Origin of the sequence: Nocardioides sp. Root682 (assembly GCF_001427795.1) — a bacterium.
Classification (GTDB): Bacteria; Actinomycetota; Actinomycetes; order Propionibacteriales; family Nocardioidaceae; genus Nocardioides.
In genome coordinates, this window is the sequence record NZ_LMHJ01000001.1 from 2,192,236 (window position 1) to 2,214,520 (window position 22,285).

Sequence of the window (22,285 nt, forward strand, 5' to 3'; positions counted from 1 at the left end):
TCCTTGGTGGTTTCAGCCGAGCACGGTTCCCGACGAGGCCGCGTTGGGCTGGCGGCGTCGCGAGAAGGCTCCGAGATTGATGACATGGCCGGTGTGGGGGGCGGTGTACGTCAGGGGCCGGCCATCGTGGTCCGCGCCGTTGGTGACTCCGTCGATGATCGTGGTCATCAGGGACCCGATCAGCGGAGCATTCTTGAACTGGTTGCCACTGGTGCCCATGGCGACGTAGTACCCGGCGGCCTCCGTCCGGTCGTAGATCGGCGCCCAGTCGTCAGTTGCGTCGTACACGCCTGCGACACCACGGGGGCGGTTGGGAACGGCGAGGTCAGGGAGTCGGCGTGCGCCTCGGAAGACCTGTGCCTCGAAACGCTCGGTCGTGGGGTGGGGATTGGCGGCATCGGGGTCGTCGATCCACTCCAGCGGGTCGCACTCGGGTTCGGTGCCGCCGATCAGCATGTTGCCGCTGGACTCGCCACGGATGTAGATGCCGAGGTCGGCGTCGGCGATGATCGGGAAGCCGGAGGGCAGCGACGGCGGCGCTGCGAGGTGGTGCACCTCCTGCCTCACGGGCCCGACCTTGACGGTGAAGTCCGCCCCGATCCCCGCGAGCCGGTTCAGCCCGGTCGACCAGGGGCCGGCAGCGTTGACGACGATGGCACCTTCGAGGACGTCGCCGTCGTGGAGGGTCACCCGCCACGACTGGTGCCGTCGCTCGACGGCCGTGACGGTCTTCTTGTAGCGGAGCGTCGCCCCGATGTGCGCGGCAGCGGCAGCGAGGTTGGCGGCAGCGAGCTGCGGATCGTCGACGTACCCCGCATCAGGGGTGTAGATGGCACCGAGGAGGCCCGACGGATCATCGAAGAACTCGTCGGACGCGACGGGCTTCGGTGGGAAGTAGCGACCGGGGTCGATGTGGGGGAAGGCCTTCGCGAGCTCGGCAGGCCCCCATTCCTCGAACGGGATGCCGGCCTCGATGAACATCTTCGCCATCCGGTCGCGGGGCATGATGTCGACGTCGAGGAACGCCAACCCGCAGCGCTTGAACGACGCCAGTCCTGTCGTGTCGACGTGGCCGAGGTGGTCGGCCCAGGCCTCCCACCGGAACTTGGATTCCCACGCGGCAGCCATGCCGTCCCAGGTCGAGTAGTTGAACCGGACCACCGCGCTCGACGCGCTGGTGGAGCCGAAGCCGGGTCCACCAGCCTTGTCGACGACGATCACGGAGTACCCGGCTCGGGTCAGTTCCAGCGCGATGGACGTACCCACCACGCCAGCCCCGACGATGATGGCGTCGGCGGTCCTGTTCATGTGTCTCCTCCGAAGTCTTGTATGCGTGCCCGGTTGCAGCCATCGCCAGAGATGCCGTTTCCGGGCATGCCGATGACAGCTCTTGGGGAGACGGTCGCTCCCCTCGACGTACTTCTCGCCCGACCGGGCGGTGACTCATCCCTCGGCAGCGATGACCTTGCCGGGGTTGAGGATGCCGTGCGGATCCAGGGCGGCCTTCACCGCGCGATGCAGATCCATCACGTCCGCGGAGAGCTCCCTGGCGAGCCCGTCCATCTTCAGCAGGCCGACACCGTGCTCCCCGGTGACCGTGCCGCCCAGTGCGATCGCTTCCTCGATGATCTCCTCGAAGGCCCGCTGCGCCCGTTCCCTGGCCTCGTCGTCGTCACGAGGCGTGATCAGGAGGGGGTGCAGGTTGCCGTCGCCGGCGTGGGCGATGTTGGCGATCAGGATCTCGTGCTTCTTCCCGATCGCCTCGATCCGGGAGAGCATCTCCGGGACCGCCGCCTTGGGCACGCAGACGTCCTCGGTGAGCACGGGCCCCAGTCGCTCGAGGGCTGGATACGCCAGGCGCCGCGCCTCGAACAGGGCGTCCGCCTCGGTCTGATCGGTCGAACGTGCCGCCCAGGTCGCACCCGCTTGCTCGAAGCAGTCGCGGATCGCGTCTGCTTCGTCCTCACCTGCCGCGCCCGGGACGTCGCACCGCGCCAGCAGGATCGCTTCGGCCTCGACAGCCAGGTCCATCTTCTTCCACTGGTCGACAGCCTCGAGGCAGTGCCGGTCGATCAGCTCCAGCGCGGACGGCACGATGCCCGCAGCGCCCACAGCCGTGACGGCACGCCCTGCATCCACGATCGATGAGAAGTACCCGGCAACGGTACGCTCCGGCGGTCGTTGAGGGCGGAGTCTGAGCGTCACCTCGGTGATGACGCCCAGTGTCCCCTCGGAGCCGACGAGCAGCCTGGCGAGGTCGTACCCTGCGACGCCCTTCGCCGTACGCCGGCCGAGGCGGACCAGCGCGCCGGTTCCGGTGACGACCTGCACTGCGAGCACGTAGTCCGCAGTGACGCCGTACTTCACGCAACAGATGCCGCCCGCGTTGGTCGCGACGTTGCCGCCGATCGTCGACCATGGCGCCGAGGCGGGGTCGGGTGGGTACCAGAGCCCGTGCTCGGCACACGCACTCCGCAAGTCGTCGTTGACGACGCCGGGTTGCACGACCGCCAGCCGTTCCACCGGGTCGATCTCCGTGATGGCCGTCATGGCCTCGGTCGACAGGACCACGCACCCGTCGACGGCGTTCGCTCCGCCGGAAAGTCCGGTGCCCGCCCCGCGAGGTACGACGGGCACCTTGTGGTCGATGCAGGCGCGCACGACCTCCAGTACCTCTTCGGCAGTGCGCGGTCTGACGAGGACGAGTGGTGTCCCGTGGGACGCCCACTCGGCCTCGTCGTGGGCATAGCTCGCCATCACCGCGGGATCGAGCTGAATGCGATCAGGTGGGATTCGCTCCTGCAATCGTTCGATCAGCATCTGTTGCCTCCGTGTCCCGTCGCTGCTCAACGGACGGCGGGGCTCGACCAACAGGTGCGCATGAAGCTGAGGAACGCAGGCTGGAGGCCGGTGAGGTGGGTCTCGCCCAGAACCTGCGTGGTCAGCGCGAGTCCGGAATCGGTCGAGCGCAGGGAGTCGACAAGAACGGTGAATCCACGTCCCATGGTTCGGTAGATGGGCAGCTCCCCCGTCATCTCGGGGGCGTTGATCGTGAGGTGGAGTCGCTTGCCGGTGAGATCGAGAGGCTTCTCGGCGAGCGCCAGCGCGGTGCTCTCCGGCGATGCGATGCCCGGACTCCCCGCGCCGTAGGCGGTGAACAGGTGACACCCGGTGAGAAGCGCGTACAACGAGAACAGGCCGCCGTAGGAATAGCCGAACAACCCGTGGCCCTCCGGCGCGACCCGGTACCGACGGGTGATCTCCGGGTGGAGCTCGTCGGTGATGAAGGAGAGGAAGGCGTCGGCTCGGGTGTTCGTCAGGTCCTCGAGATAGGCATCGGCCTCCACCTCGGTCATCAGGCCGTTCTCCACAGCCAGGTCCAACGAGCCCCGCATCGCTGGCGGCACGGGCTCGCCCGGCGGCACGAGATCACGGTTGCGCACGCGACCCCAGTCCTGGGCGTCGTCACCGGCATAACCCACGGTCACCTGCAGGTAGGGCGCGATCGGAAGTGCCAGGTCGCTCTGCATCACTGCCAGCGGCGCGGTCTGGCCGACGCTGAAGTTGCCATCGGTCACGTAGAGGACCGGATAGTCCGTCTGCTCGTCCTGGGCATACGTCGGCGAGGTCGTCACCCAGACTGCGAACCGGGCGCCCACGGACGTCGACTCCATCTCGAAGTACTCCGTCGCGCCGAACACCTGGTCTGGAGTCATCGCGGAGACGGCCTTGCTCACGTGCTGTTCGCCGTTCTCGGTTTCCTTGTTCATGACAACTCCCTCAGTTCAGCCGGTTCTTGATGATTTCCCCGCCGCGCATGATCAGGTCGAGGTTCCGGCCCTCCACGGCGAGAAGGCCGATGTCCGTGAGCGGGTCGCCGTCGACGACGATCAGGTCGGCATGGGCGTCTGGCGCCACGCAGCCCAGCTTCCCCGTCTGCATCAGGATCTCCGCGCCGACCGACGTGGCCTGTCGCAAGAGCTCGAGCGGCGTGAAGACCTCACGGCGGATCTCGAACTCTCGAGTCTGCTGGGTGTAGAAGCCAGCAAGCAGGTCCGTTCCGAAGGCGAGCTTGACGCCCGCACTTCGCATCAGGTCCAGCCCAGCCATCGAGTCCTCGTGGACAGCGCGGAGATTGTCCATGCGATCGGGCGGCAACCCCATCTCCAGTCCCTGCTCGACGAGCGAGAAGAGGCAGACCATCGTGGGTACGACGTACGCGCCACGGTCCGCGACGAACGCAGCCGTCTCGACGTCGATCAGCGCGGCATGCTCGATGCACCGCACTCCGAACTCGACCGCCCTGCGCGTCGATTCGCTCGACAGGCAGTGCGCGGAGACATAGGTGCGCCGCTCCACGCATTCACGGACGATCGCGCGGATCTCGTCCTCTCGGAACTGGTTCATCCAGATCGGGTCACTCGGCGACATGACGCCACCAGACGCCACGATCTTGATGCAGTGGGCGCCACGGCGCAGTTCCTCTCGCGTGGCCTTGATGCACTCGTCGACACCATCGGCGATCACGCCCGCCCAGTTCATCGAGCCGCACGAGCAGTAGCCGTGCGTGTGGTGCTTCTCGTTGGGGGTGCGGTAGTCGACGTGGCCGCCGGTCATCGACAGGATCTTGCCTGCGTAGAAGAACCGTGGCGCCCTGATCAATCCATCGGCGATGGCAGCAGCCAGGGGGTAGTCACCTCCGCCGATGTCGCGCACGGTGGTGAACCCACTGTCGAGTGCGTGGCCGAGCTTCCTGATCGCATAGGCGGTCCGGTAAGGCGCGTCGCGGTCGTTGAGGACGCGTGGATCGAGGTCGGAGAAGTAGGAGTGGACGTGCATGTCGATCAGGCCCGGCATCAGCGTCTTGCCGGCGACATCGATCCTCTGCGCGTCGCTCGACCGGATCGGGCGATCGGAGACCTCGCGGATCGTCCCGTCCTCGATGAGCACGGTCATGCCCTCGGGACACTCCTCGGACACGCCGTCGAAGATCCGGGCGTTCTCCAGAAGGACCTGCGTCATCGTCGCCACTCTCTTCCATCGTCGGTCGATGCCAGACCAGCCTCCGGCTCGCGGTACCACAACAGCACCACAGCGAGCGCCACGAACGCCATCGATGCGACGAAGACAGAGAAGGCCAGGCGGGAGCCCGTGGCTTCGGTGAGCCACACCGCCACGAAGGGCGTGAAGCCACCGACGATGACGGTGAGGTTGTACGCCGCGGCGCCGGCCGTGACACGGACCTTCGCCGGGAACAGCTCCACGACGTTGATGACAGCGGGAGTGATGAACACCGACAGGGGGATGGCGAAGATCAGTGCTCCCAGGAGCCCGAGGACGAACGTGCCGGTGGCACCCAGCAGGAAGGTGGGCACGACGCCCACTGCCATCGCACCGGCACCGGCGATCAGGACCGGCCTCCGCCCGACGCGGTCGGCCAGGCCGCCCGAGAGCAGGATTCCCACGATGATGACGAGACCGGAGATCGTGTTGATCGTCAACGCTGCTTCCTTCGAGAAGCCGCTGGCGAGCATGTAGGCGAGGTAGGCGGCGACACTGACGTAGACCGCGATCGAGTAGAACGTCCCGAATCCCAGGTACAACAAGATGGCGCGGTGGTTCTGTCGCATGGCGGGCCAGAAGCCTTCCGGGCTCGGCACGGCCTTCGCGGTGTCTCGCTGGGCGTGCATCAGCTGGAACTCGGGCGTCTCCTTGAGCGAGCGCCTGATGTAGAGGCCGATGAAACCGAGAGGCAGTGCCGTGGCGAAGACCACGCGCCACCCCCACGACTGCATCTCCTCGGCCGGCAGCGCGACGGTGAGCAGCGTCCCCAGGGTCGACCCCAGGACCAGGGCACAGAACGTGCTCACCCCCAGGAAGCTCACCATCCGTGCCCGACGATCCGCCGGTGCATGCTCGTAGAGGAACGCGGCTGCGCCGGCCAGCTCGCCACCGGCTGCGATGCCCTGGGCGATGCGGGCGCAGATCAGCAGGATCGGCGCGGCGATCCCGATGGCGGCGTACGACGGGATCAGCGCGACGCAGAACGTCGCGACCGACATCGTGGTGATCGTGACGTAGAGGATGTGACGGCGACCGTAGCGATCACCGATGCGAGCCAGGATCACGCCGCCGACCGGACGCACGAGGAACGCGACCCCGTACGCCGCCCAGGTGTTCAGCATGGCAGCCGTGGGATCGTCGGACGGGAACATTGCCACCGAGATGAAGGCGGCGACCACGCCGTAGACGGCGAACTCGTACCACTCCACGAAGTTCCCGACCGACGCCGCGACGACGGTGCGGCGCAGGCCGGGTTCGTCCGCGACGACCTGACGCTGCTCCAGTCCCTGAACGCTCACGGGATTCTCCCTTCGCTACGGATTCGGTGCTTCACACAACGATGGCCTGTCCTGACCGGTTGAGCAGTACGCATCTGTCGCGACTTCAAATGGGGTTCTGCGACAGGTGTCGACGCGCTGCCGGCACAGGCATCGACGCGAGCAGCTCACGCGTGTAGTCCGAGGCAGGGCTGGAGAAGACACGAGCCGTGGGACCTTGCTCGACGATGCGCCCGCCGGCCATCACCGCGACATGCGTCGCCACGTAACGCACCACAGCCAGGTTGTGGGAGATGAAGAGCACCGTGAGTCCGGTCTCCCGTTGCATCTCCCTGACCAGGTTCAAGATGGCGCCCTGGACGGAGACGTCCAGGGCCGAGGTGATCTCGTCAGCGAGAATGACGGCCGGACGTCCAGCCAGGGCCCGGGCGATGGCGACCCGCTGTCGCTGACCTCCGGAGAGCCGGCTCGGCGCATCGGCCGCCCTGGCAGGGTCCAGGTGAACGAGCTGCAGGAGACGGGCGATCTCGGCCGCCCGCGGCGCTCGCCGGAGCCGCTCGGGCAGTGCCTCGACGATGCTCTGGCCGATGCTCATGCGGGGATCGAGCGAGGAGAACGGGTCCTGGAAGACCATCTGGACCGGGCGGCGACGCCCCTGGTGCCTGACGGGCCGCCCGTCGAGCAGGACCCGCCCCCCGGCCAGGGGCGCGAGACCGACCGCCGCTCTGGCGAGGGTGGACTTCCCCGATCCTGACTCGCCCACCAGCCCCATGATCTGGCCCTCGGGCACGGTCAAGCTGACCCCGTCCAACACGGTGTGGTGTCCGTAGCGGACCGTGACGTCCTCGAAGTCCAGCCTGCTCATCTGACGGCCTCCAGGGTCTCGGCGCGGGCGGGTTCGTCGGCGTGCCAGCACGCCACCTCGCCGATCGCGTCGGCCTCCAACGTGGGCTCCTCCTGGCGACAGCGCTCGCTCACCAGGGGACAGCGGGCGGCGTACGCGCAGCCGACCGGCAGGTGTCGGGGGTCCACCGGATGTCCGGAGATGGTGTCGAGAGGGGCGTGGAGATCGGTCGCCATGTCCGGCACCGCCCCGATGAGCGCGCGGGTGTAGGGGTGGCGGGCCTTGGTGTGCAGGTCTGCGGACGGAAGGTCCTCCACGATCCGCCCGGCGTACATGACGAGCACGCGGTCGCAGATGCTCGAGACGACCGAGACGTCGTGGCTGATCATCAGCAGGGCGGTGCCGTGATCGTGACGCGTCTCCTCGAGCAGGTCGAGCACCTGACGCTGCACGGTCATGTCGAGCGCGGTGGTCGGTTCGTCGGCAACGATCAGTCGTGGTGTACCCATGAGTCCCATCCCGATCATGGCGCGCTGTCGCATGCCGCCGGAGAGCTCGTGGGGATACTGGCGAGCGCGGCGCTCGGGGTCACGCAGGTGGACGGCGCGGAGCCGGTCGACCGCGCGAGCAGCCGCGTCCTGCCGGGTGAGCCCCTGGTGGCGGCGCGCTCCTTCTGCGAGCTGGCCCCCGATCCGCATGACGGGGTTGAGCGAGGTCATCGGGTCCTGGAACACGACGGCGAGAGAAGTCCCGAGCAGCGCGTCGGTCGCGGCACGCGAGCCGGAGCGGAGATCGGTCCTGCAGAAGTCGAGCCGTTCGGCCGTGACCCTTCCCGGCTCCTCGATGAGCTGCGCGATGGCCAGCGCCGTCATCGACTTCCCCGAGCCGGACTCACCCACCACCCCGACGGCTTCGCCAGACCGCAGCGTGATCGAGACCCCGCGCACCGGTGAGATCGAGCCGCACGGCCCCGGGAAGGAGACGACCAGGTCGCGGACGTCGAGCACGACGTCGGCACGGGCGTCCTCCTGCTCATCAGGCCTGCTCGGTCGCACTGCGACCCGTCGGGTCCTCGTCGGCCTCCACCGGGCCCTGCTCCGGGCCTTCGCGCCGAAGGTGCCGGCGGCGGCCTCGCCCGTCAGGTTGAACGCGAGTCCCGTGAGGACGAAGGCGATCCCGGGCACGAGTGCGGCGAGCGGATTGGTGTAGATGCTGGAGAGGCCGTCCTGCATGAGACGGCCCCAGTCGTACTGCGGCGGCTGCACGCCGATGCCGAGGAACGACAGGCCACCGAAGGCGAGGAGCACGCTGCTCGCGGTGACGGTGGCGTTGACCACCAGTGGCTCGGCGACATTGGGCAGCACGTGCCGCACGACGACCCGCAGGGGATGCACACCGGAGATGCGCGCCGCCGCGACGTAGTCGAGGTCCGCAACGCCGGCGCCGAGCGTGTGGGCGAGCCGGGCGAAGGGCGGTGCGATCGCGATCCCGATCGCCAGGACTGCACTCGTCGTGCTGACCCCGAGGATGACCGCGAGGAAGAGGACCATCAGCAGGCTCGGGAAGCCGAGGAGCAGGTTGACGAAGGCCACGACTGGCCGGCCCAACCGCCGCGGGAGGAGCAGCGGGGCCATACCGAGCAGGAGACCGAGCCCGACACCGAGAGTGGTGGCCATCAGCGTGAGGACGAGCGAGAGTCGGGTCGCGACGAGGGTGCGGAAGAAGATGTCGCGGCCGAGGTTGTCGGTGCCTGCCCAGTGCTGCGCTGACGGGCCCGCGAGGATGTCGTAGGTGTCGGTCGCTGTCGCGCGCTCCCCCCAGAGCAGGGGCGCAAGGACGGCGAGCACTGCGAGGACCCCCAGCAGGGTGATCCCGACGATGCCCACGGGGGTGCGCAGCACCTCGGGCCGGTCACGGCGCATCAGGAGTCTCCGATCGTCGAGCGCGGGTCGATGGCGGCGATCGCCACGTCAGCGAGTGTGTTCACCGTGAGCGCGATCGCTCCGTAGGTGAGGACCGCGCTCTGCACCAGCGGGTAGTCCCTGCTCTGGATCGAGGAGACGATGGTGCCTCCCAGGCCGGGCCAGGCGAACACGGCTTCCACCAGCACCGTTCCGGCGACCATGGTGGCGAGCATGATGCCGCTAAGCGTGAGTGTGGCGGTCAGGGCGTTGGGCAGCGCGTGACGCAGGTTGACCCGAAGCGAGCTCAGCCTCTTGGCACGGGCGGTCCGGATGTAGTCGGCGTCCAGCACGGCCAGCATCTCGACGCGGACGATCCGCGCCATCACGGCAGCCGGTCCGACGGACAGGGCCAGCACCGGCAGCACGTAGGACTCGATGCCGTCACGGCCGGCTGCCGGGAAGATTCCCAGGTTCACTGCGAACACCGCGACCAGCGCGACACAGACGACGAACTCGGGAATCGAGCCGAGCACGATGCTGGTGCCGACGAAGGTGAGCTCCGTACGGCGCCGCCGGCCACGCCGGGTCGCGACGGCCATCACGACGCCGACCGGTACGGCGATCGCGAAGGTGAGCACGAAGGCCGGCAAGGCCAGTGAGAGCGTCGCCAGCAACCGCTGACCGATCGTCTCCGCCACCGGGAGCTGGGTCAGGATGGATTCGCCCAGGTCCCCCGTGAGCAGGTTCTGGAGATAGCCCAGGTACTGGTTCAGCAGCGGCTCGTCGAGCCCCAGCTGCGAACGCCTGCTCGCGACGAGGTCGGCGGGAGCACTGGTGCCCAGCGCGGCGCGGACCGGGTCACCGGGGACGAGCTGGATCATCAGGAACGATGCCGTCACCAAGATCCAGAGCGAGACCAGCAACCGCCTCGCCCGCCGGGCTGCGAACCTTCCCCAGTGCCCGCGCGTCCCGCGGGCCGATTCCTCGACCAACACTGTCGGCTCGACCAACACGGTCGGATCAGCCCAGCATTCTGATACTGGTGGGCACCCACAGGAGGCCGGTCCGCTCGAGCTCGGCGCCCTTGTGGAAGGTCATCACGGTGATGTTGGCGAACGGGACGACATCAGCTCTCTGGAAGAGCGCCGCCTCGGCAGCCTCCCACTCGGGGCAGCTGTCGTTGCCGATCTTGGTCATCGCCGCCTGCACGTGGGAGTCGTAGTCGGCGTTGGCGACGGACCCGAAGTTGTTGCCGCCCTGGGCGGGCGAAGGCCCCGACAGGAAGGGCACGAGCACCAGGGGGTTGGGAGCCTTCGGCGATGACCACGTGACGTCCCAGTCACCGGTCTCGAAGAGCGCCGCCGTCTGCTCGGCGACGTCCAGTCCCTTGGCGTCGACGTCCACGCCGAGCTTCTTCCACGCTGCGACCACCAGCTCGGCGGCCGCGGTCTGGCCGGGGCCTTGGCTGCTGTAGATGAACCTGATGGACAGCTTCTCCCCGTCCTTGGTGAGGACTCCGTCGCCGTTCTTGGTCCAGCCGTCCGCCGCAAGAGCCTCTGCGGCTGCCTTCGGATCGGTGGTCGGCAGGTTGCCGTCGACGGTGTTGCCGCCGCAGACGCCGGCGTCCCAGACGGCCAGTGAGGTGGGGCTCGAGCCCCTGCCGGACGTGATCACTCGTAGCAGCTCGGCCAGGTCGAGCGCCTGGGTGAGCGCCTTGCGCACCACCGGGTCGCTGCCGGGTCGGCCGGGTGCCATGTTGTACCAGTGATGGGCGTAGGCGCTCTGGGTCTCCACGGCGTCGATGTTCGCCTTCGAGAGCCGGTCGCCATCAGGTCCGAAGAAGGGGGCTGCGTTGACCTGTCCGCCGAGGATCAGGTTGGCGGCCGTGGCCTCGTTGGCGACGACCTTGAGGACGACTGTCTCCGGAGTTCCGGTCTCGGAGGTCGTGGCGCCGCCGGGACCCCACGCGTAGTCCTCGCGGACGGCAAGGGTGTAGTGGTCGCCCGGCACGGACTCCGTCACCGTGAAGGGCCCTGTCCCGACGGTGCCGTCCTTGAGGCTGTCCCTGTCGTCGAGTCCTGACTGGCACACCATGGGAAGGCGGGTGAAGCCTTCCAGGACGAAGGGGGCGGGAGAGGGGAGAGCGACGGTGACGGTCGATCCCGACGCGCTGGCGTCGGCGTCCGCCGGGACGTAGACACCACGGAAGGGGCTGGCGTTGTCGATGTCGGCGACGTAGTCGATGTTGGCGACGACGGTCTGTGCGTCGAACGCCGATCCGTCCGAGCAGGTGACGTCGTCACGGATCTCGAAGGTGACGGCTTTGTCCGTGACGGTCCACGACGAGGCGAGCTGCCGCTGGATGTCCCCCTTGGAGTCGACGGCCACGAGGGTGTCGTACGCAAAGCTCGCGAGCTCGGTCGCGACGAACGAGGCGTGGGGGTCGAGGTTTCCGGGATCCCCCAGTGTGGCCAACGTGAACGTCTCTCCGTCGACGTAGGCACCGGTGCCGGTCGAGTCGTTGGAGCCACCGCAGGCGGTGAGCCCGGCGGCGACGAGGAGCAGTGGAAACATACGAGCAGCTTGGACGCGGATGGACATGATCAGCGGCCCTCGATTCGGCGATGGTGTGCGGGCGACGGGACACGCAGGTACCTGCACCACGATCTGGGCCTGGTCCGTCAGTCCCGGAGATCGCAGGTGGTGCGCGGCTGCGTTCGAGCCAGTATTGGGTCGCGGAAGCGGCCCTTCATAGCGTCGTCTGTCGCCGTTACGAGGGTGGGAACAACGACAATCGTCGACTGGGTCGGGACCGTCAGTTGTGGCCGTGTGCGTTGACGCGGAAGGCGATCGCGAGGGCGCGCAGCTTCAGGCCGAGGTGGAGAGCGAGGCGATCGTCACCGTTCTGGAGGTTGCGACCAGTCACCTGTTCGATCCGCCTGAGACGCTGGTACAGCGTCGCGCGATGGATGTTCAGGGCCTCGGCGGCGTGCTGGGCGCTACCGCCGAGGTCGAAGAAGGTGGTGAGGGTGGAGATGAGGACTCCGTGCACGTCAGCATCCTCGAGTGCAACGAGGTCCGGGGTCTGGGAAGCCTCGGCCAGATCATCGGGAGCAAGGGTGACCAGCAGCTCGTACGGTCCGAGCTCTCCCCATCGCGCGGTGTTGCCGACGCCGGGCACGAGGACGGCGGTCCGTGCTGCTCGCACCGCCATGCGATAGGAGTCGGCGACCTCATCGAGCCGCTCGACAGTCGGCCCGACCCCGAAGACAAGCGCCGACCGATTGTGCGTCAGATGCTTGAACCTGATGGCGATCCGGTCCGTGATGGCGTCGACCAGGTCGCGGGTCGGCGGCCGTCGCTGCGCGAGGAGTAGCCACGCGCGCGACCGGTGAGTGGCCAGCAGTACGACGTCGTCGGTGACCGCACGGCTGCCTTCTTCGACCGCCGCCTCCAGCTCGACTCCCCTCCCGGCGTGCTCCTCGTCGTCGGCCAGGCATTGCACGGCCAGCACGGTGAGGTGCAGCGGGCTGTCAGGGAAGAGGTCCTCGGCGCGCAGGTCGTCGATCGCCTGCGACCGGATCATCGTGTCCGGCGAGACCAGGTCCCGCAGGATGGCTTCGTGGCGAGCCTGGGAGCGCTGCCGCACCAGGAGACGGCGGTACAGGACGGTTCCGGCGCGATCGGCAGCCTCGCCAGCGGCAGCCACCTCGGCCCGGCTGAGAGTGCCGCCTCGGTCGAGCAGCCACAGGTAGCCGAGGAGCTGGCCCTGGCACCGAACGGGCGCGCACAACCGCGGCGTCGCATCCGGGATCCCCAGCTCGAGCATGCTGGGCTCCGTCCATTGCGCCACACCGTGGGTGCGGACCCGTTCAACGACCTCGGGCGGGACTGTCCGGTTGAGCACGGAGCCAATCCGCACCGGATCTTCGTCGCCGAAGTGTCTGCTCGCTGCCAGGAGCCGGATGCCGGGGTCGTCGATCGCCACCGAACGCTCCAGCCGCTCAGCGAGCTCGTCCACGATGGCCTGCAGCTCGTCCTCAGCCATGGCACGCTCCCCTCGGTGTAGCGACGTGTTCATGGTAGGCGGGCTGCGAGCCGACAATTGTCGTCGAACGAGACGCTTTCGACCGCAGCCAGCGCGTCAGGCCGTGCGGGCCGCCAGCTCCCTTCGCAGGGTAGCGATCTCCGCCTCGGCCGCTGCCAGGCGCTCTCGCATCGAGGCGTGAACCAGCTCGAGCTCCGCCGCGCTGTACCGCGGCGTGATGTGCTGACGGCAGTTCCAGTCGAAGGCCTCGACGGCGACGACGATCCCGCGCTCGACGACGGCGTCCGCGTCCGGCGGCGTGAGACGCTCCACCAGCTCCGGGTCCTCCTCGGCATCGACCACCCGGGCGCGACCGAAGATCTTCAGGCGTTGCTGGCTGGCAGGGTCCAGGACGATCAACGAGACCCGGTCGTCGTGGGCGAGGTTGCCGACGCTGACGTACTGCAGGTTCCCCTTGAAGTCAGCCCACCCGATGGTGTGGTCGTCGAGGACGCGCAGGAAGCCGGGCGGTCCGCCCCGGTGCTGGACGTAGGGCCATCCCGTCGAGCCGACGGACGCGAGGAAGAAGGTGTCCCGCTCGGCGAGGTAGGCCCGCTCGTGCGGGCCGAGTGCGTCCGGTCCGGACAGGTCCGCAAGCGCGCTGGCAGCCTTGGCACCGTAGAAGGTCTGGCTGCCGTAGCGCCCCTGGACCTCCTGGACCTGGTCGGTGAAGGCGATCCCGGCGTAGTGCGTGCTCATCACGGCTCCTGTCTCTGGCGGCGGGACTGCGGACGAACAACATGCTGCGAAACGCTCGGACCCCGAGACTACGAGCCGGAAAGCTGGGGATACAGCTGCTCGAGCGGTCCCGCCAGCGCGTGCTTGACCTGCCGGGAGACGTCGTCGGCGAGCACCTCGTGGGCGCCGGCCAGCAGGCCGTCGTACGCCTGGGCGACGACGTCGGCCGGGTCGTTCTTCTCGACGTCGAGACCGGCCGTCATCGGGGTGTCGGTGTAGCCCAGGTGCAGTGCCGTGACGAGCGTTCCGTTGGCGGCCAGCTGGAGGCGCTGGGTGTTGGTCGCCGACCACAGGGCGGCCTTGGTGGCGCTGTAGCCGTCCCCGATGCCGATCCACGACAGCACCGACAACACGTTGAGGAGTGCTCCTCCTCCGTTCGCGGCGAGCGCGGGCGCGAAGGCATCCGCGACAGCCAGGGGAGCGAAGAAGTTGACCTCGAAGAGGTCGCGCAGCGCGTCCGGCGTCCCGAGCACGGAGGCTCCGTTCGACGCCCCGGCGTTGTTGACGACCAGCGTCACGTCCGGCGCCGCAGCGACCGCGGCGGCCAGGGACGCGGGGTCCGTGACGTCGAGCGTGAGCGGTACGACGCGCTCGTCCGCCCACTCGCGCGGGTTGCGGGCGCTCGCGTAGACCTTCGTCGCGCCGCGGGCGAGGGCCTGGTGCACGAACTCGGTGCCCAGTCCCCCGTTCGCGCCGGTGACCAGGACGACGTCAGTGATGGCCATGTCAGATCCTCTCGATGATGGTGGCGTTGGCGAGGCCGCCGGCCTCGCACATGACCTGCAGGCCGAAGCGGCCCTCGCGCTGCTCGAGCACGTTGAGCAAGGTGGTGGTCAGGCGAGCCCCGGAGCCGCCGAGCGGGTGACCGATGGCGATCGCGCCGCCGTTGACGTTGACCTTCTCAAGGCTGGCGCCGGTCTCGGCCTGCCAGGCGAGCACGACCGAGGAGAACGCCTCGTTGACCTCGAAGGCATCGATGTCGTCGATGGTCAGGCCGGCGCGTTCGAGCACCTTCTGCGTCGCCGGGATGATGCCGGTCAGCATGAAGAGCGGGTCGTCGCCGGCCACTGCGAAGGAGTGGACCCGCGCCCGCGGGCGGAGTCCGAGCCGCTGCGCAGCCTCCTCGGAGGTGACCAGGAGCGCGGCCGCTCCATCGTTGACCGGAGAGCTGTTGCCGGCCGTGACCTTCCAGTCGATCTCGGGGAACCGCTCGGTCCACGCGTCGTCGGCGAAGGCGAGGCGCAGGCCCGCCAGACCCTCGGTGGTCGTGGTCGAGCGGATCGTCTCGTCGGTCGCGAGGTCGTTGACCCGCGCGATCTCGCCGTCGAAGAGCCCGTCCTTCCACGCCCGGGTGGCCCGGTCGTGGGAGAGCGCGGCGAACTCGTCGAGCTGGGTGCGCGAGAAGCCCCACCGCGCGGCAATCCGCTCGGCAGCGATGCCCTGCGGGATCAACGAGGGCGCGTAGCGGGCTGCGACCGTCGGGCCGGCGAAGTCCAGGCCGAGGGTCTGGGAGCCGATCGGGATGCGCGACATCGACTCGACGCCCGAGGCGACCGCGACGTCGTACGCCCCGGCGATGACGCCCTGGGCGGCGAAGTGCAGCGCCTGCTGGCTCGAGCCGCACTGGCGGTCGACGGTCACGCCCGGCACCGATTCGGGGTAGCCGGCCGCGAGGAGTGCCCAGCGCGCGGTGTTGCCCGACTGCTCGCCGACCTGGGCGACGGCACCGCTGATGACGTCGTCGACGACGACCGGGTCGATGCCGGTGCGCTCCACGAGGGCGCGCAGGGGGACGGCGTGCAGGTCCACGGGGTGGATCTCGGCGTAGGCGCCACCGGGCTTGCCCTTGGCAACCGGTGTGCGGACGGCGTCGACGATGACGGCAGACGACATGGTGGATCCCTTCGTGGGGCGGCTTTGTGATCTCCACCCTAGGTCAGTCAGTTGTGTTTTCCAACTGACTTGGTTGTGACTTCCAACCCACTAGACTGATCGCATGTCCACCGACGTCCGCGCCTGCTCGATCGCCCGCACCCTCGAGCTGGTGGGCGAGAAGTGGACCCTGCTGGCCGTGCGCGAGATGGTCCTCGGCAACCACCGCTTCGACGAGTTCGTGCGCTACACCGGCGCCCCGCGCGACATCCTGACCAACCGGCTGCGCAAGCTCGAGGACGCAGGGCTCGTGCACCGCACCCAGTACCAGGACCGGCCGCCGCGGTTCGAGTACCACCTCACCGAAGCCGGCCAGGCGCTGCGGCCGATCATCGGCGCGCTGCGCGCCTGGGGGGACCAGTACGTCGCGCCGCCGGATGGGCCGCCCATGGTGTTCACCCACACTTGCGGGGAGACCTTCCACGCCGCCATGGCTTGCCGCGCCTGCGGACAGATCGCGGAGCCCGGCTCGGTCAGCCTGGTCACCGACACCAGCTGATCGAGTCAGCGGCATCGTGCTGCGGACGCTCCGTCACCCGCGACCAACCGGCCCGCCCCGCTGACTACTGAAAGAAGTGCTGGACGATCGTGCGAGTGCCCCGCGCAAGGCGGCGGACTTCGACGTTGAGGTCCTCGTCGCGACGAACGCCCAGCGCCATCTCGAGGATGTCGTCGTCGCCGTAGGCGTCGCGCAGCAAACGCTCGAACGCGGCGGCGTCTGCGTTCGCCAGTCCTAGAGACCGGGCCAGCTCAGCGATGTCCGGGTAGTCGCGTTCTCGCATCGCGGCCATCTTCATCGCCAGGAGGTGCTCGAGCGGCGCGTACTCCACGTGGAGTCCCGGCGTTGCGGGCAGCGTCTGGGGCGGGCGTGGCGGGATCCACGGTGCGGCGCTCGGATTGAGCCAGGTCGGGGGCAAGCCGTGTTGTCTGGCGATGATCGCTGCCTCGTCGTACACAGCCTGGTCGGTGGCCAGCGCGTCGACGTCGAGGGTGAGCCGGCGGTCGCTGACGGTGAGGGCGATCGCGGCCCCTCCTACGACGTACAGGCCGGCTGAGATGCCGCGCTGGGCCAACCGGTTGTCGAGTTCGGCAAGCAGCGCACGGAGGCGATCGACGTCGAGCTCGATCGGGGCGCTCATGCGGTGATCAGGTCGCGTTGGGCGATGTAGATTCCGCGCTCAGCCAGCCACTCAGGCGTCGCCGCGCGGATGTCGGTCTCCTCGAGCAACAGGTTCGGCAGGACCCACTCGTTCGCCGCACGAAAGTCAGTCCATGCCGGCGGCGTCCGACCGGACGCGGCGAACTCCTGCGCAATGAGGGCTGCGAGCAGCCCATCCCACTTCTCCTCGCCCGTGGTCGACGGTCGGGTCTCCCAGGCGGCGGCCGGTTCATCAGGGCTGGCGAGCATGGCGCGAACCTGGTCTCGGGCCTGGGTGGCGATCTTGAAGGCCCAGCGATCGTCGCCCCGTGCGATCGCCTCCTTCACGGCCTGCCGCGTGCTCTGCGGTGTCATCCACCCGCGCGCGTTGGCCTCGCCCAACGCGGCGCCCTGCCGCAGCGCACGAAGGAAGAAAGCTGCTGAGGGGCTGGCTGCGCCATTGAGGTAGGACGACAGGCGCGAGTGCGAGGTCCCCAGTGCTGCTGCGAAACCGCGCAGGCTCAACCCGCTGCGACGCAAGGCTGCGTGCAGTTGCCTCGCGACGTCCTGCGTGTCCGTGTCCATGGCTCTCCTTCCAGCTCCATGGTACCTGATCAGACACCACACAGCCGGTCGGCAGGACCACGACGCAGCCCGCGTCCCTTACCCGAAAAACGACGAAAGCCCACGTCAACGGCGAGGATGACGTGAGCTTCTGCCTTGTGCGCCTGTAGGGATTCGAACCCCAAACCTTCTGATCCGTAGTCAGATGCTCTATCCGTTGAGCTACAGGCGCCCATCGCTTGCGCGACCGGACGAGAATAGCCGAGGGCGCGCGTCGATGCCGAATCAGGACCACCTGTCGTCGTACGCCGGGTGTGGAAGCATGTCGCCATGGCCGGTTTGCAACCCGAGGACCGGGAGCTCTTCGAGGACGAGGCAACCCGTCTCTACGAGCAGGTTCTTGCCGAAGGCGGGCTCGCTGCGGATGACTCGCGGGTGGCCGGCGCAGCGCCGTTGGGACGCGCCTTCGACCTGTTGGTGCACCTCGGCCTGCTGCAGCTGGACGAGACCCGGAAGACCTGGCGACCCGTCGAGCCGAGCAACGCGCAGTCGCGCGTGGTCACCCCGCTCGGCACCGAGGGCGCCCGGCTGATCGACGAGTCGGCGCGCTGGGCCAAGGCCTTCTCGAACCTGACCCAGAGCTGGCGCCGTTCGCCGGCAGCCACCGAGTCGGGTCCGTTCCTATACCTGCACGGCGAGGCGATCAGTCCGTACCTCACCTCGATCATCGGCGACGCCGAGTCCGAGCTGTTGACGGCACAGCCGCAGACCACCCGCAGCGCCAAGACCGTCGCCGAGGCCGCCACCCGCGACGTGGCAGCGCTGAAGCGCGGGATCTCGATGCGCACGATCTACCAGCACAGCGCCCGGCGTCACCCCGCCACACACAAGTACGTCGCCGACGTGACCCAGCACGGAGCCGAGGTGCGCACGCTCGACGAGTTCTTCAACCGGATGATCGTGGTCGACCGCCGGGTCGCGCTGATCCCGGCCGCCGACAGCCTGGCGACCGCGGTCGTCGTACGCGAGCCGGCGATCGTGGCCTACCTCGTCGACGTCTTCGAGCGTGCCTTCGCGCGCGGCCGGCCGTTCGCCAGCGGCGAGCAGCGGGTGATGAAGGAGATCGCGACCGAGCAGCGTGCGATGACGATGCGGATGCTCATCGAGGGCCACGCGGACGCCGTCAGCGCGAAACGGCTCGGTGTCAGCCCGCGGACCTACGCCGGCTACGTCGCCGAGCTCAAGGACGAGTACGACGCCGAGACGCGCTTCCAGCTCGGTTACATCATGGGGCAGCGCGGAATCGCCGGCCAGGAGACCAGCGGCGGTTGACGCTCAGGGCCGGCGGCCCCAGGGTACGACTCAGTCGCGAATGATCCAGCCCCAGCCACTGTCGGCCTCGGCAGCGGTCGGAACCGCGACGACTCCGACGGCAGCGATGAGTACGGCGAACGCCAGAGCAGCCTTGCGAGCAATGTTCTTCATCGTGATTTCCCCTAGCTAGTGGGGTCCCTCCCGGCTCCCTCCCCCTGGAGTCCGAGACGCGCGACCGTCCCCCAGAAGTGTCGTCGCGCGCGTTTCCATATTGCCGCAACTTCGAGGCATAAGCGAGACCTCCTCCGTGGGCCCGAGTCAGACTGGTGCAAGGTGAGTCAATGACTCTGCATCACACGGTCGAAGGAACTGGGCGACCACTGCTCCTCCTGCACGCCTTCGGACTCTCCGGCAGGACGTGGGCACCCGTGCTGCCGATCCTCGCCGCACAGCGCCAGGTGATCGTCGCTGACCTTCCGGGGCACGGGCGTTCTCCGATGCCCCAGGCACCTGTTGTGCCTGATCCAGCCGGCTACGCGCACGAGGTAGCCGGGTTGCTCGATGCTCTCGGTATCGACCAGGTCGATGTCGCGGGCAACTCCATCGGCGGCTGGACGGCCCTGGAGTTGGCACTCGTCGGGCGAGCAAGATCGGTGGTGGCACTCTCACCCGCGGGCCTGTGGGCCGGCGGCCAGCCGCGGATGCGTGAAGCGGTCTTCCTCGGGCAGCACTTCGGCGCCAGGCTTGCGAACCCGATCATCCCCCGGCTGGCCCGAAGCGCGCGGGGCCGGAGACTCCTGCTCGGCGAGGCCATGACGTCGGCTGCGTCATTGGAGCCGGACGAGGCCGCGGGCCTGGCCCGCGACTTCGCCACCACCGAGCGTCTCCCCACGCACATCCGGACCCGACGCAGTCAGCGGTTCCTGGGCGGCCGCGACCTGACGATCCCGGTCACTGTGGCGTGGGCGGCCGCCGACAGGCTGATCCCGAGATCGGCGCGCCTGCGCGACGAGCTCCCCGCGCACACGACCTGGCTGGAACTGGCCGGCTGCGGCCACGTACCGATGTGGGACGACCCCGGACTGGTCGCTGAGACGATCCTGACCGGAACGGACCGACACACGAGCCGCGCTCCCGAAAAGCAATGAGCCCGAACCCACTTCCGTGGGTCCGGGCCATGCCGATGTCCTGAGACATCACTTGGCGGAGGCGGAGGGATTTGAACCCTCGATGGGGTTGTAGCCCCAAACCCGCTTAGCAGGCGGGCGCCATAGACCGGACTAGGCGACGCCTCCTCCACCATCGGTCGCGAACGACCGAGCAGCGGAGCAAGGTTACAAGCACCGTCGCGCCGCTCCCAATCGACCCGCCCGTGACCCCGCCCGTGACCCCGCCCGTCGTCTCGACGCAGGGGTACGACGGTCAGCGGGCCGCGCCACGCAGGCGGTCGCGGATGTCGCGGGCCAGGTCGTCCTTGTCGGCGGCCACGAGCTCGACCGGGATGGTGGTGGAGCGGCCGTCCCGCAGCCGCAGGACCACGCACTCGATGCCTCGCGGGGCCGCGGCGACCGCGTCCTCGACGTCGCTCCACGGGGCCTCCGCGACACCAGCCGCCCGCACCATCGTGACCCGGTAGCCCGACGAGGTCAGCCGCACCACCACGAGCTTGCTGCGCAGCCACCAGCTCAGCCCGATCAGACCCAGGATGCCGAGTCCCAGGAGAGCCACCAGGACGTCGAGGCTGAGCTCGAAGGTGACGGCCGCGATCGTCGTACCGAGGAGCACGAGGGCCAGCAGCACGAGGTAGACACCGACGAACCGGGCCATCACCAACGGGGCGAGCCGGTACTCGGAAACGGAGGTCGGCCGCACGCTGCTCATGGGGCGATTGAACAAGACGGAACACGGGTCGACCAAAGCGGGAGCGCCCCGTCGTCTAGGCTCGCTTGCTGTCCGAGGCGACGCCTGGCGTCGTACCGGACACGGAGGGGTGCCGGAGTGGCCGATCGGAACCGCCTTGAAAGCGGTCGTAGGGAGACCTACCGCGGGTTCGAATCCCGCCCCCTCTGCTCAATTGGTCGAGCGTGTCTTCGGGGCACTCGGTCGCAGCTGCAACACGTTGTCCGCCTCACTGGGCGCCCGGTCGCGGCTGTAACACGCTGTCCGCCCCACCAGGCGCCCCATGTCAGTGGTAGCCGCCCGTTACAGAGCCCCCTTTGCGCTGACATCGGTCGGCCAGAGGGGCGGACAGCGTGTTACAGCCCACCCGCCGCCGCGCACAGAAGCACGACACGAGGCACGCGGCACGAGGTACGACCGATCGGCTCCGCTGACGCCAGCTCACATCAGCGGCGAGAACCTGCTCGGTTCCGGGCGTACGGCGGCCGCCTGCTCGGCCACGCGACTGCGTCGTCCACGGTTGCCGGTGAGCGCCAGGTCCAGGCGGATCATGGCCAGGCCGATCAGCAGGCCCACCGCCAGTCCGTAGACGACCGACAGCGCCGCTTCCTGGACAGTGACAGCCGGATTGGCGAGCGCGGTCGCGGTGGGCGAGGTCGCGGCGACACCGAACGCGCAGACCCACCAGCCCTGACGGCGTCGGGCCCGCATGTGACACCCGTACGCGAGCGCCGGGACGCCGAGGATGGTCTCGATCGGGCGCGGGAACGCGCCGAGCGTCTCCCGGCTCCAGGTCACCCAGGACAGGAGCTCGTCGACCAGACTGGTCGAGCCGTACCGCCGCAGCAGCTCCGCGTAGAGCAATGTCGCAGCGAGCACCGCGCCGCCGATCGCGACGACGATCAGGCCACGGCGACCCAGGCCGTGGAACCCGGCGCCGAGGCGGAACACGAGCGCGATGGCCCCGAGGAACGCCATCCCCAGGCCGACGTACTCGAAGCGCACGGTCTCGATCACCGGTTCGAACCCGATGGTGGCCAAGGCGCCGATGCCGGCGACGACCAGTCCTGCCGTGCACTCACGCGCCGAGGCGAAGAAGCTCGCGGCGGGGACGGTGATCATGACGCCGAGGACGGCGGCGATGGCCGAGGTGAGCACGGCGGCGCCGGTCAGCAGCAGGTCCTGGTCGCTGATCACAGCGGTCAGGCCGCACCCCAGCGCGAGCAGCCCGAACACCACCGGCCGGCCACCGGTACGGGCAGCGAGAGCCGCGCTGAAGGTGGTGGCGATGACGATCGAGCCGACCCTGCCGAACCAGTCCGGTCCGACGGGGATCATCGCGCAGACCAGTGCCGCGGCTCCGGCGGCGATCAGGACGAGCAGGATCAGCAGCGGCTGGCGGGAGGTCCCGAAGTCACCGAGGCGTTGCTCGATCGGCGCCCGGGAGGGGACACGAGGAGCGCTGCGGGACACGATGCAGGACCTTATCGTCCTCGTCGGCAGCGCGACGGGAGGTGCACGCCC

The 22,285-nt window shown here is 68.7% G+C and carries 21 protein-coding genes and 3 tRNA genes; 4 read left to right on the forward strand and 20 right to left on the reverse strand.

Going from position 1 to position 22,285, the window contains the following annotated elements:
* Positions 1-12: 12 nt before the first annotated feature.
* From ASD84_RS10340 to ASD84_RS10400, 13 genes are all read right to left on the reverse strand, one after another.
* Positions 13-1,308: an NAD(P)/FAD-dependent oxidoreductase gene (locus tag ASD84_RS10340; protein ID WP_056709728.1), complete on the reverse strand. Its 1,296-nt coding sequence runs from the start codon at positions 1,306-1,308 to the stop codon at positions 13-15.
* Between the two features lie 135 nt (positions 1,309-1,443).
* Positions 1,444-2,820, reverse strand: coding sequence for an FAD-binding oxidoreductase (locus tag ASD84_RS10345; protein ID WP_056709733.1), 1,377 nt, complete (start codon positions 2,818-2,820; stop codon positions 1,444-1,446).
* A 26-nt stretch (positions 2,821-2,846) separates the two neighbouring features.
* Positions 2,847-3,770 (reverse strand): alpha/beta hydrolase, encoded by a 924-nt coding sequence (locus tag ASD84_RS10350; protein WP_235531057.1) that lies wholly within the window; start codon positions 3,768-3,770, stop codon positions 2,847-2,849.
* Positions 3,771-3,780: 10 nt separating this feature from the next.
* A complete protein-coding gene (locus ASD84_RS10355) occupies positions 3,781-5,022 on the reverse strand; it encodes a metal-dependent hydrolase family protein (protein WP_056710907.1) in 1,242 nt (413 codons plus the stop codon).
* Complete coding sequence (locus ASD84_RS10360; RefSeq protein WP_056709735.1) at positions 5,019-6,362, reverse strand: MFS transporter; 1,344 nt, start codon at positions 6,360-6,362, stop codon at positions 5,019-5,021. The genes ASD84_RS10355 and ASD84_RS10360 overlap by 4 nt, the downstream gene beginning before the upstream one ends.
* A gap of 85 nt (positions 6,363-6,447) precedes the next feature.
* On the reverse strand, positions 6,448-7,206 hold the full coding sequence (locus ASD84_RS10365) for an ABC transporter ATP-binding protein (protein WP_056709737.1): 759 nt from the start codon (positions 7,204-7,206) through the stop codon (positions 6,448-6,450).
* The gene (locus ASD84_RS10370) at positions 7,203-9,107 is read right to left on the reverse strand and encodes a dipeptide/oligopeptide/nickel ABC transporter permease/ATP-binding protein (protein WP_056709738.1); all 1,905 of its coding nucleotides are present in this window, start codon (positions 9,105-9,107) and stop codon (positions 7,203-7,205) included. The genes ASD84_RS10365 and ASD84_RS10370 overlap by 4 nt, the downstream gene beginning before the upstream one ends.
* A complete protein-coding gene (locus ASD84_RS10375; RefSeq protein WP_321164023.1) occupies positions 9,107-10,102 on the reverse strand; it encodes an ABC transporter permease in 996 nt (331 codons plus the stop codon). Before ASD84_RS10375 ends, ASD84_RS10370 begins: the two co-directional genes overlap by 1 nt.
* A 7-nt stretch (positions 10,103-10,109) precedes the next feature.
* A complete protein-coding gene (locus ASD84_RS10380) occupies positions 10,110-11,663 on the reverse strand; it encodes an ABC transporter substrate-binding protein (protein ID WP_056709743.1) in 1,554 nt (517 codons plus the stop codon).
* Positions 11,664-11,904: 241 nt separating this feature from the next.
* Entirely contained in the window at positions 11,905-13,137 is a 1,233-nt protein-coding gene (locus ASD84_RS10385; RefSeq protein WP_056709744.1) for a PucR family transcriptional regulator, read from the reverse strand.
* Between the two features lie 96 nt (positions 13,138-13,233).
* The gene (locus ASD84_RS10390; RefSeq protein WP_056709746.1) at positions 13,234-13,875 is read right to left on the reverse strand and encodes a pyridoxamine 5'-phosphate oxidase family protein; all 642 of its coding nucleotides are present in this window, start codon (positions 13,873-13,875) and stop codon (positions 13,234-13,236) included.
* A 68-nt stretch (positions 13,876-13,943) separates the two neighbouring features.
* A complete protein-coding gene (locus tag ASD84_RS10395; RefSeq protein WP_056709748.1) occupies positions 13,944-14,639 on the reverse strand; it encodes an SDR family oxidoreductase in 696 nt (231 codons plus the stop codon).
* 1 nt (position 14,640) lies between these two features.
* Positions 14,641-15,807: a thiolase family protein gene (locus ASD84_RS10400; RefSeq protein ID WP_056709750.1), complete on the reverse strand. Its 1,167-nt coding sequence runs from the start codon at positions 15,805-15,807 to the stop codon at positions 14,641-14,643.
* Between the two features lie 103 nt (positions 15,808-15,910).
* Between ASD84_RS10400 and ASD84_RS10405 the strand changes: the two genes are divergently transcribed.
* Positions 15,911-16,345 carry a winged helix-turn-helix transcriptional regulator gene (locus ASD84_RS10405; protein ID WP_056709752.1) on the forward strand — a complete coding sequence of 145 codons (435 nt, stop codon included), beginning with the start codon at positions 15,911-15,913 and terminating at the stop codon, positions 16,343-16,345.
* A 64-nt stretch (positions 16,346-16,409) separates the two neighbouring features.
* Here ASD84_RS10405 and ASD84_RS10410 read toward each other — a convergent pair whose 3' ends face one another.
* The 3 genes from ASD84_RS10410 to ASD84_RS10420 all read right to left on the reverse strand — a co-directional run bounded on the left by ASD84_RS10410 (position 16,410) and on the right by ASD84_RS10420 (position 17,780).
* Positions 16,410-16,985, reverse strand: coding sequence for a hypothetical protein (locus tag ASD84_RS10410; RefSeq protein WP_056709754.1), 576 nt, complete (start codon positions 16,983-16,985; stop codon positions 16,410-16,412).
* On the reverse strand, positions 16,982-17,569 hold the full coding sequence (locus ASD84_RS10415; RefSeq protein WP_056709756.1) for a helix-turn-helix domain-containing protein: 588 nt from the start codon (positions 17,567-17,569) through the stop codon (positions 16,982-16,984). The genes ASD84_RS10410 and ASD84_RS10415 overlap by 4 nt, the downstream gene beginning before the upstream one ends.
* A gap of 138 nt (positions 17,570-17,707) precedes the next feature.
* Positions 17,708-17,780, reverse strand: a tRNA-Arg gene (locus ASD84_RS10420).
* A gap of 98 nt (positions 17,781-17,878) precedes the next feature.
* Here ASD84_RS10420 and ASD84_RS10425 point away from each other — a divergent pair.
* A complete protein-coding gene (locus ASD84_RS10425) occupies positions 17,879-18,880 on the forward strand; it encodes a hypothetical protein (RefSeq protein ID WP_056710909.1) in 1,002 nt (333 codons plus the stop codon).
* Positions 18,881-18,910: 30 nt separating this feature from the next.
* Here ASD84_RS10425 and ASD84_RS26010 read toward each other — a convergent pair whose 3' ends face one another.
* A complete protein-coding gene (locus ASD84_RS26010; RefSeq protein WP_268788466.1) occupies positions 18,911-19,033 on the reverse strand; it encodes a hypothetical protein in 123 nt (40 codons plus the stop codon).
* Between the two features lie 170 nt (positions 19,034-19,203).
* Between ASD84_RS26010 and ASD84_RS10430 the strand changes: the two genes are divergently transcribed.
* Positions 19,204-20,010, forward strand: a complete 807-nt coding sequence (locus ASD84_RS10430) for an alpha/beta fold hydrolase (RefSeq protein ID WP_082573278.1) — start codon at positions 19,204-19,206, stop codon at positions 20,008-20,010.
* A gap of 53 nt (positions 20,011-20,063) precedes the next feature.
* Here ASD84_RS10430 and ASD84_RS10435 read toward each other — a convergent pair.
* Both ASD84_RS10435 and ASD84_RS10440 read right to left on the reverse strand, forming a co-directional pair.
* Positions 20,064-20,157, reverse strand: a tRNA-Ser gene (locus tag ASD84_RS10435).
* Positions 20,158-20,284: 127 nt separating this feature from the next.
* Positions 20,285-20,743 carry a hypothetical protein gene (locus ASD84_RS10440; RefSeq protein ID WP_056709760.1) on the reverse strand — a complete coding sequence of 153 codons (459 nt, stop codon included), beginning with the start codon at positions 20,741-20,743 and terminating at the stop codon, positions 20,285-20,287.
* Between the two features lie 103 nt (positions 20,744-20,846).
* On the opposite strand from ASD84_RS10440, the gene ASD84_RS10445 reads away from it, so the two are divergent.
* Positions 20,847-20,931, forward strand: a tRNA-Ser gene (locus ASD84_RS10445).
* A gap of 271 nt (positions 20,932-21,202) precedes the next feature.
* Here ASD84_RS10445 and ASD84_RS10450 read toward each other — a convergent pair.
* Entirely contained in the window at positions 21,203-22,234 is a 1,032-nt protein-coding gene (locus ASD84_RS10450) for a hypothetical protein (protein WP_056709762.1), read from the reverse strand.
* Positions 22,235-22,285: the final 51 nt, after the last annotated feature.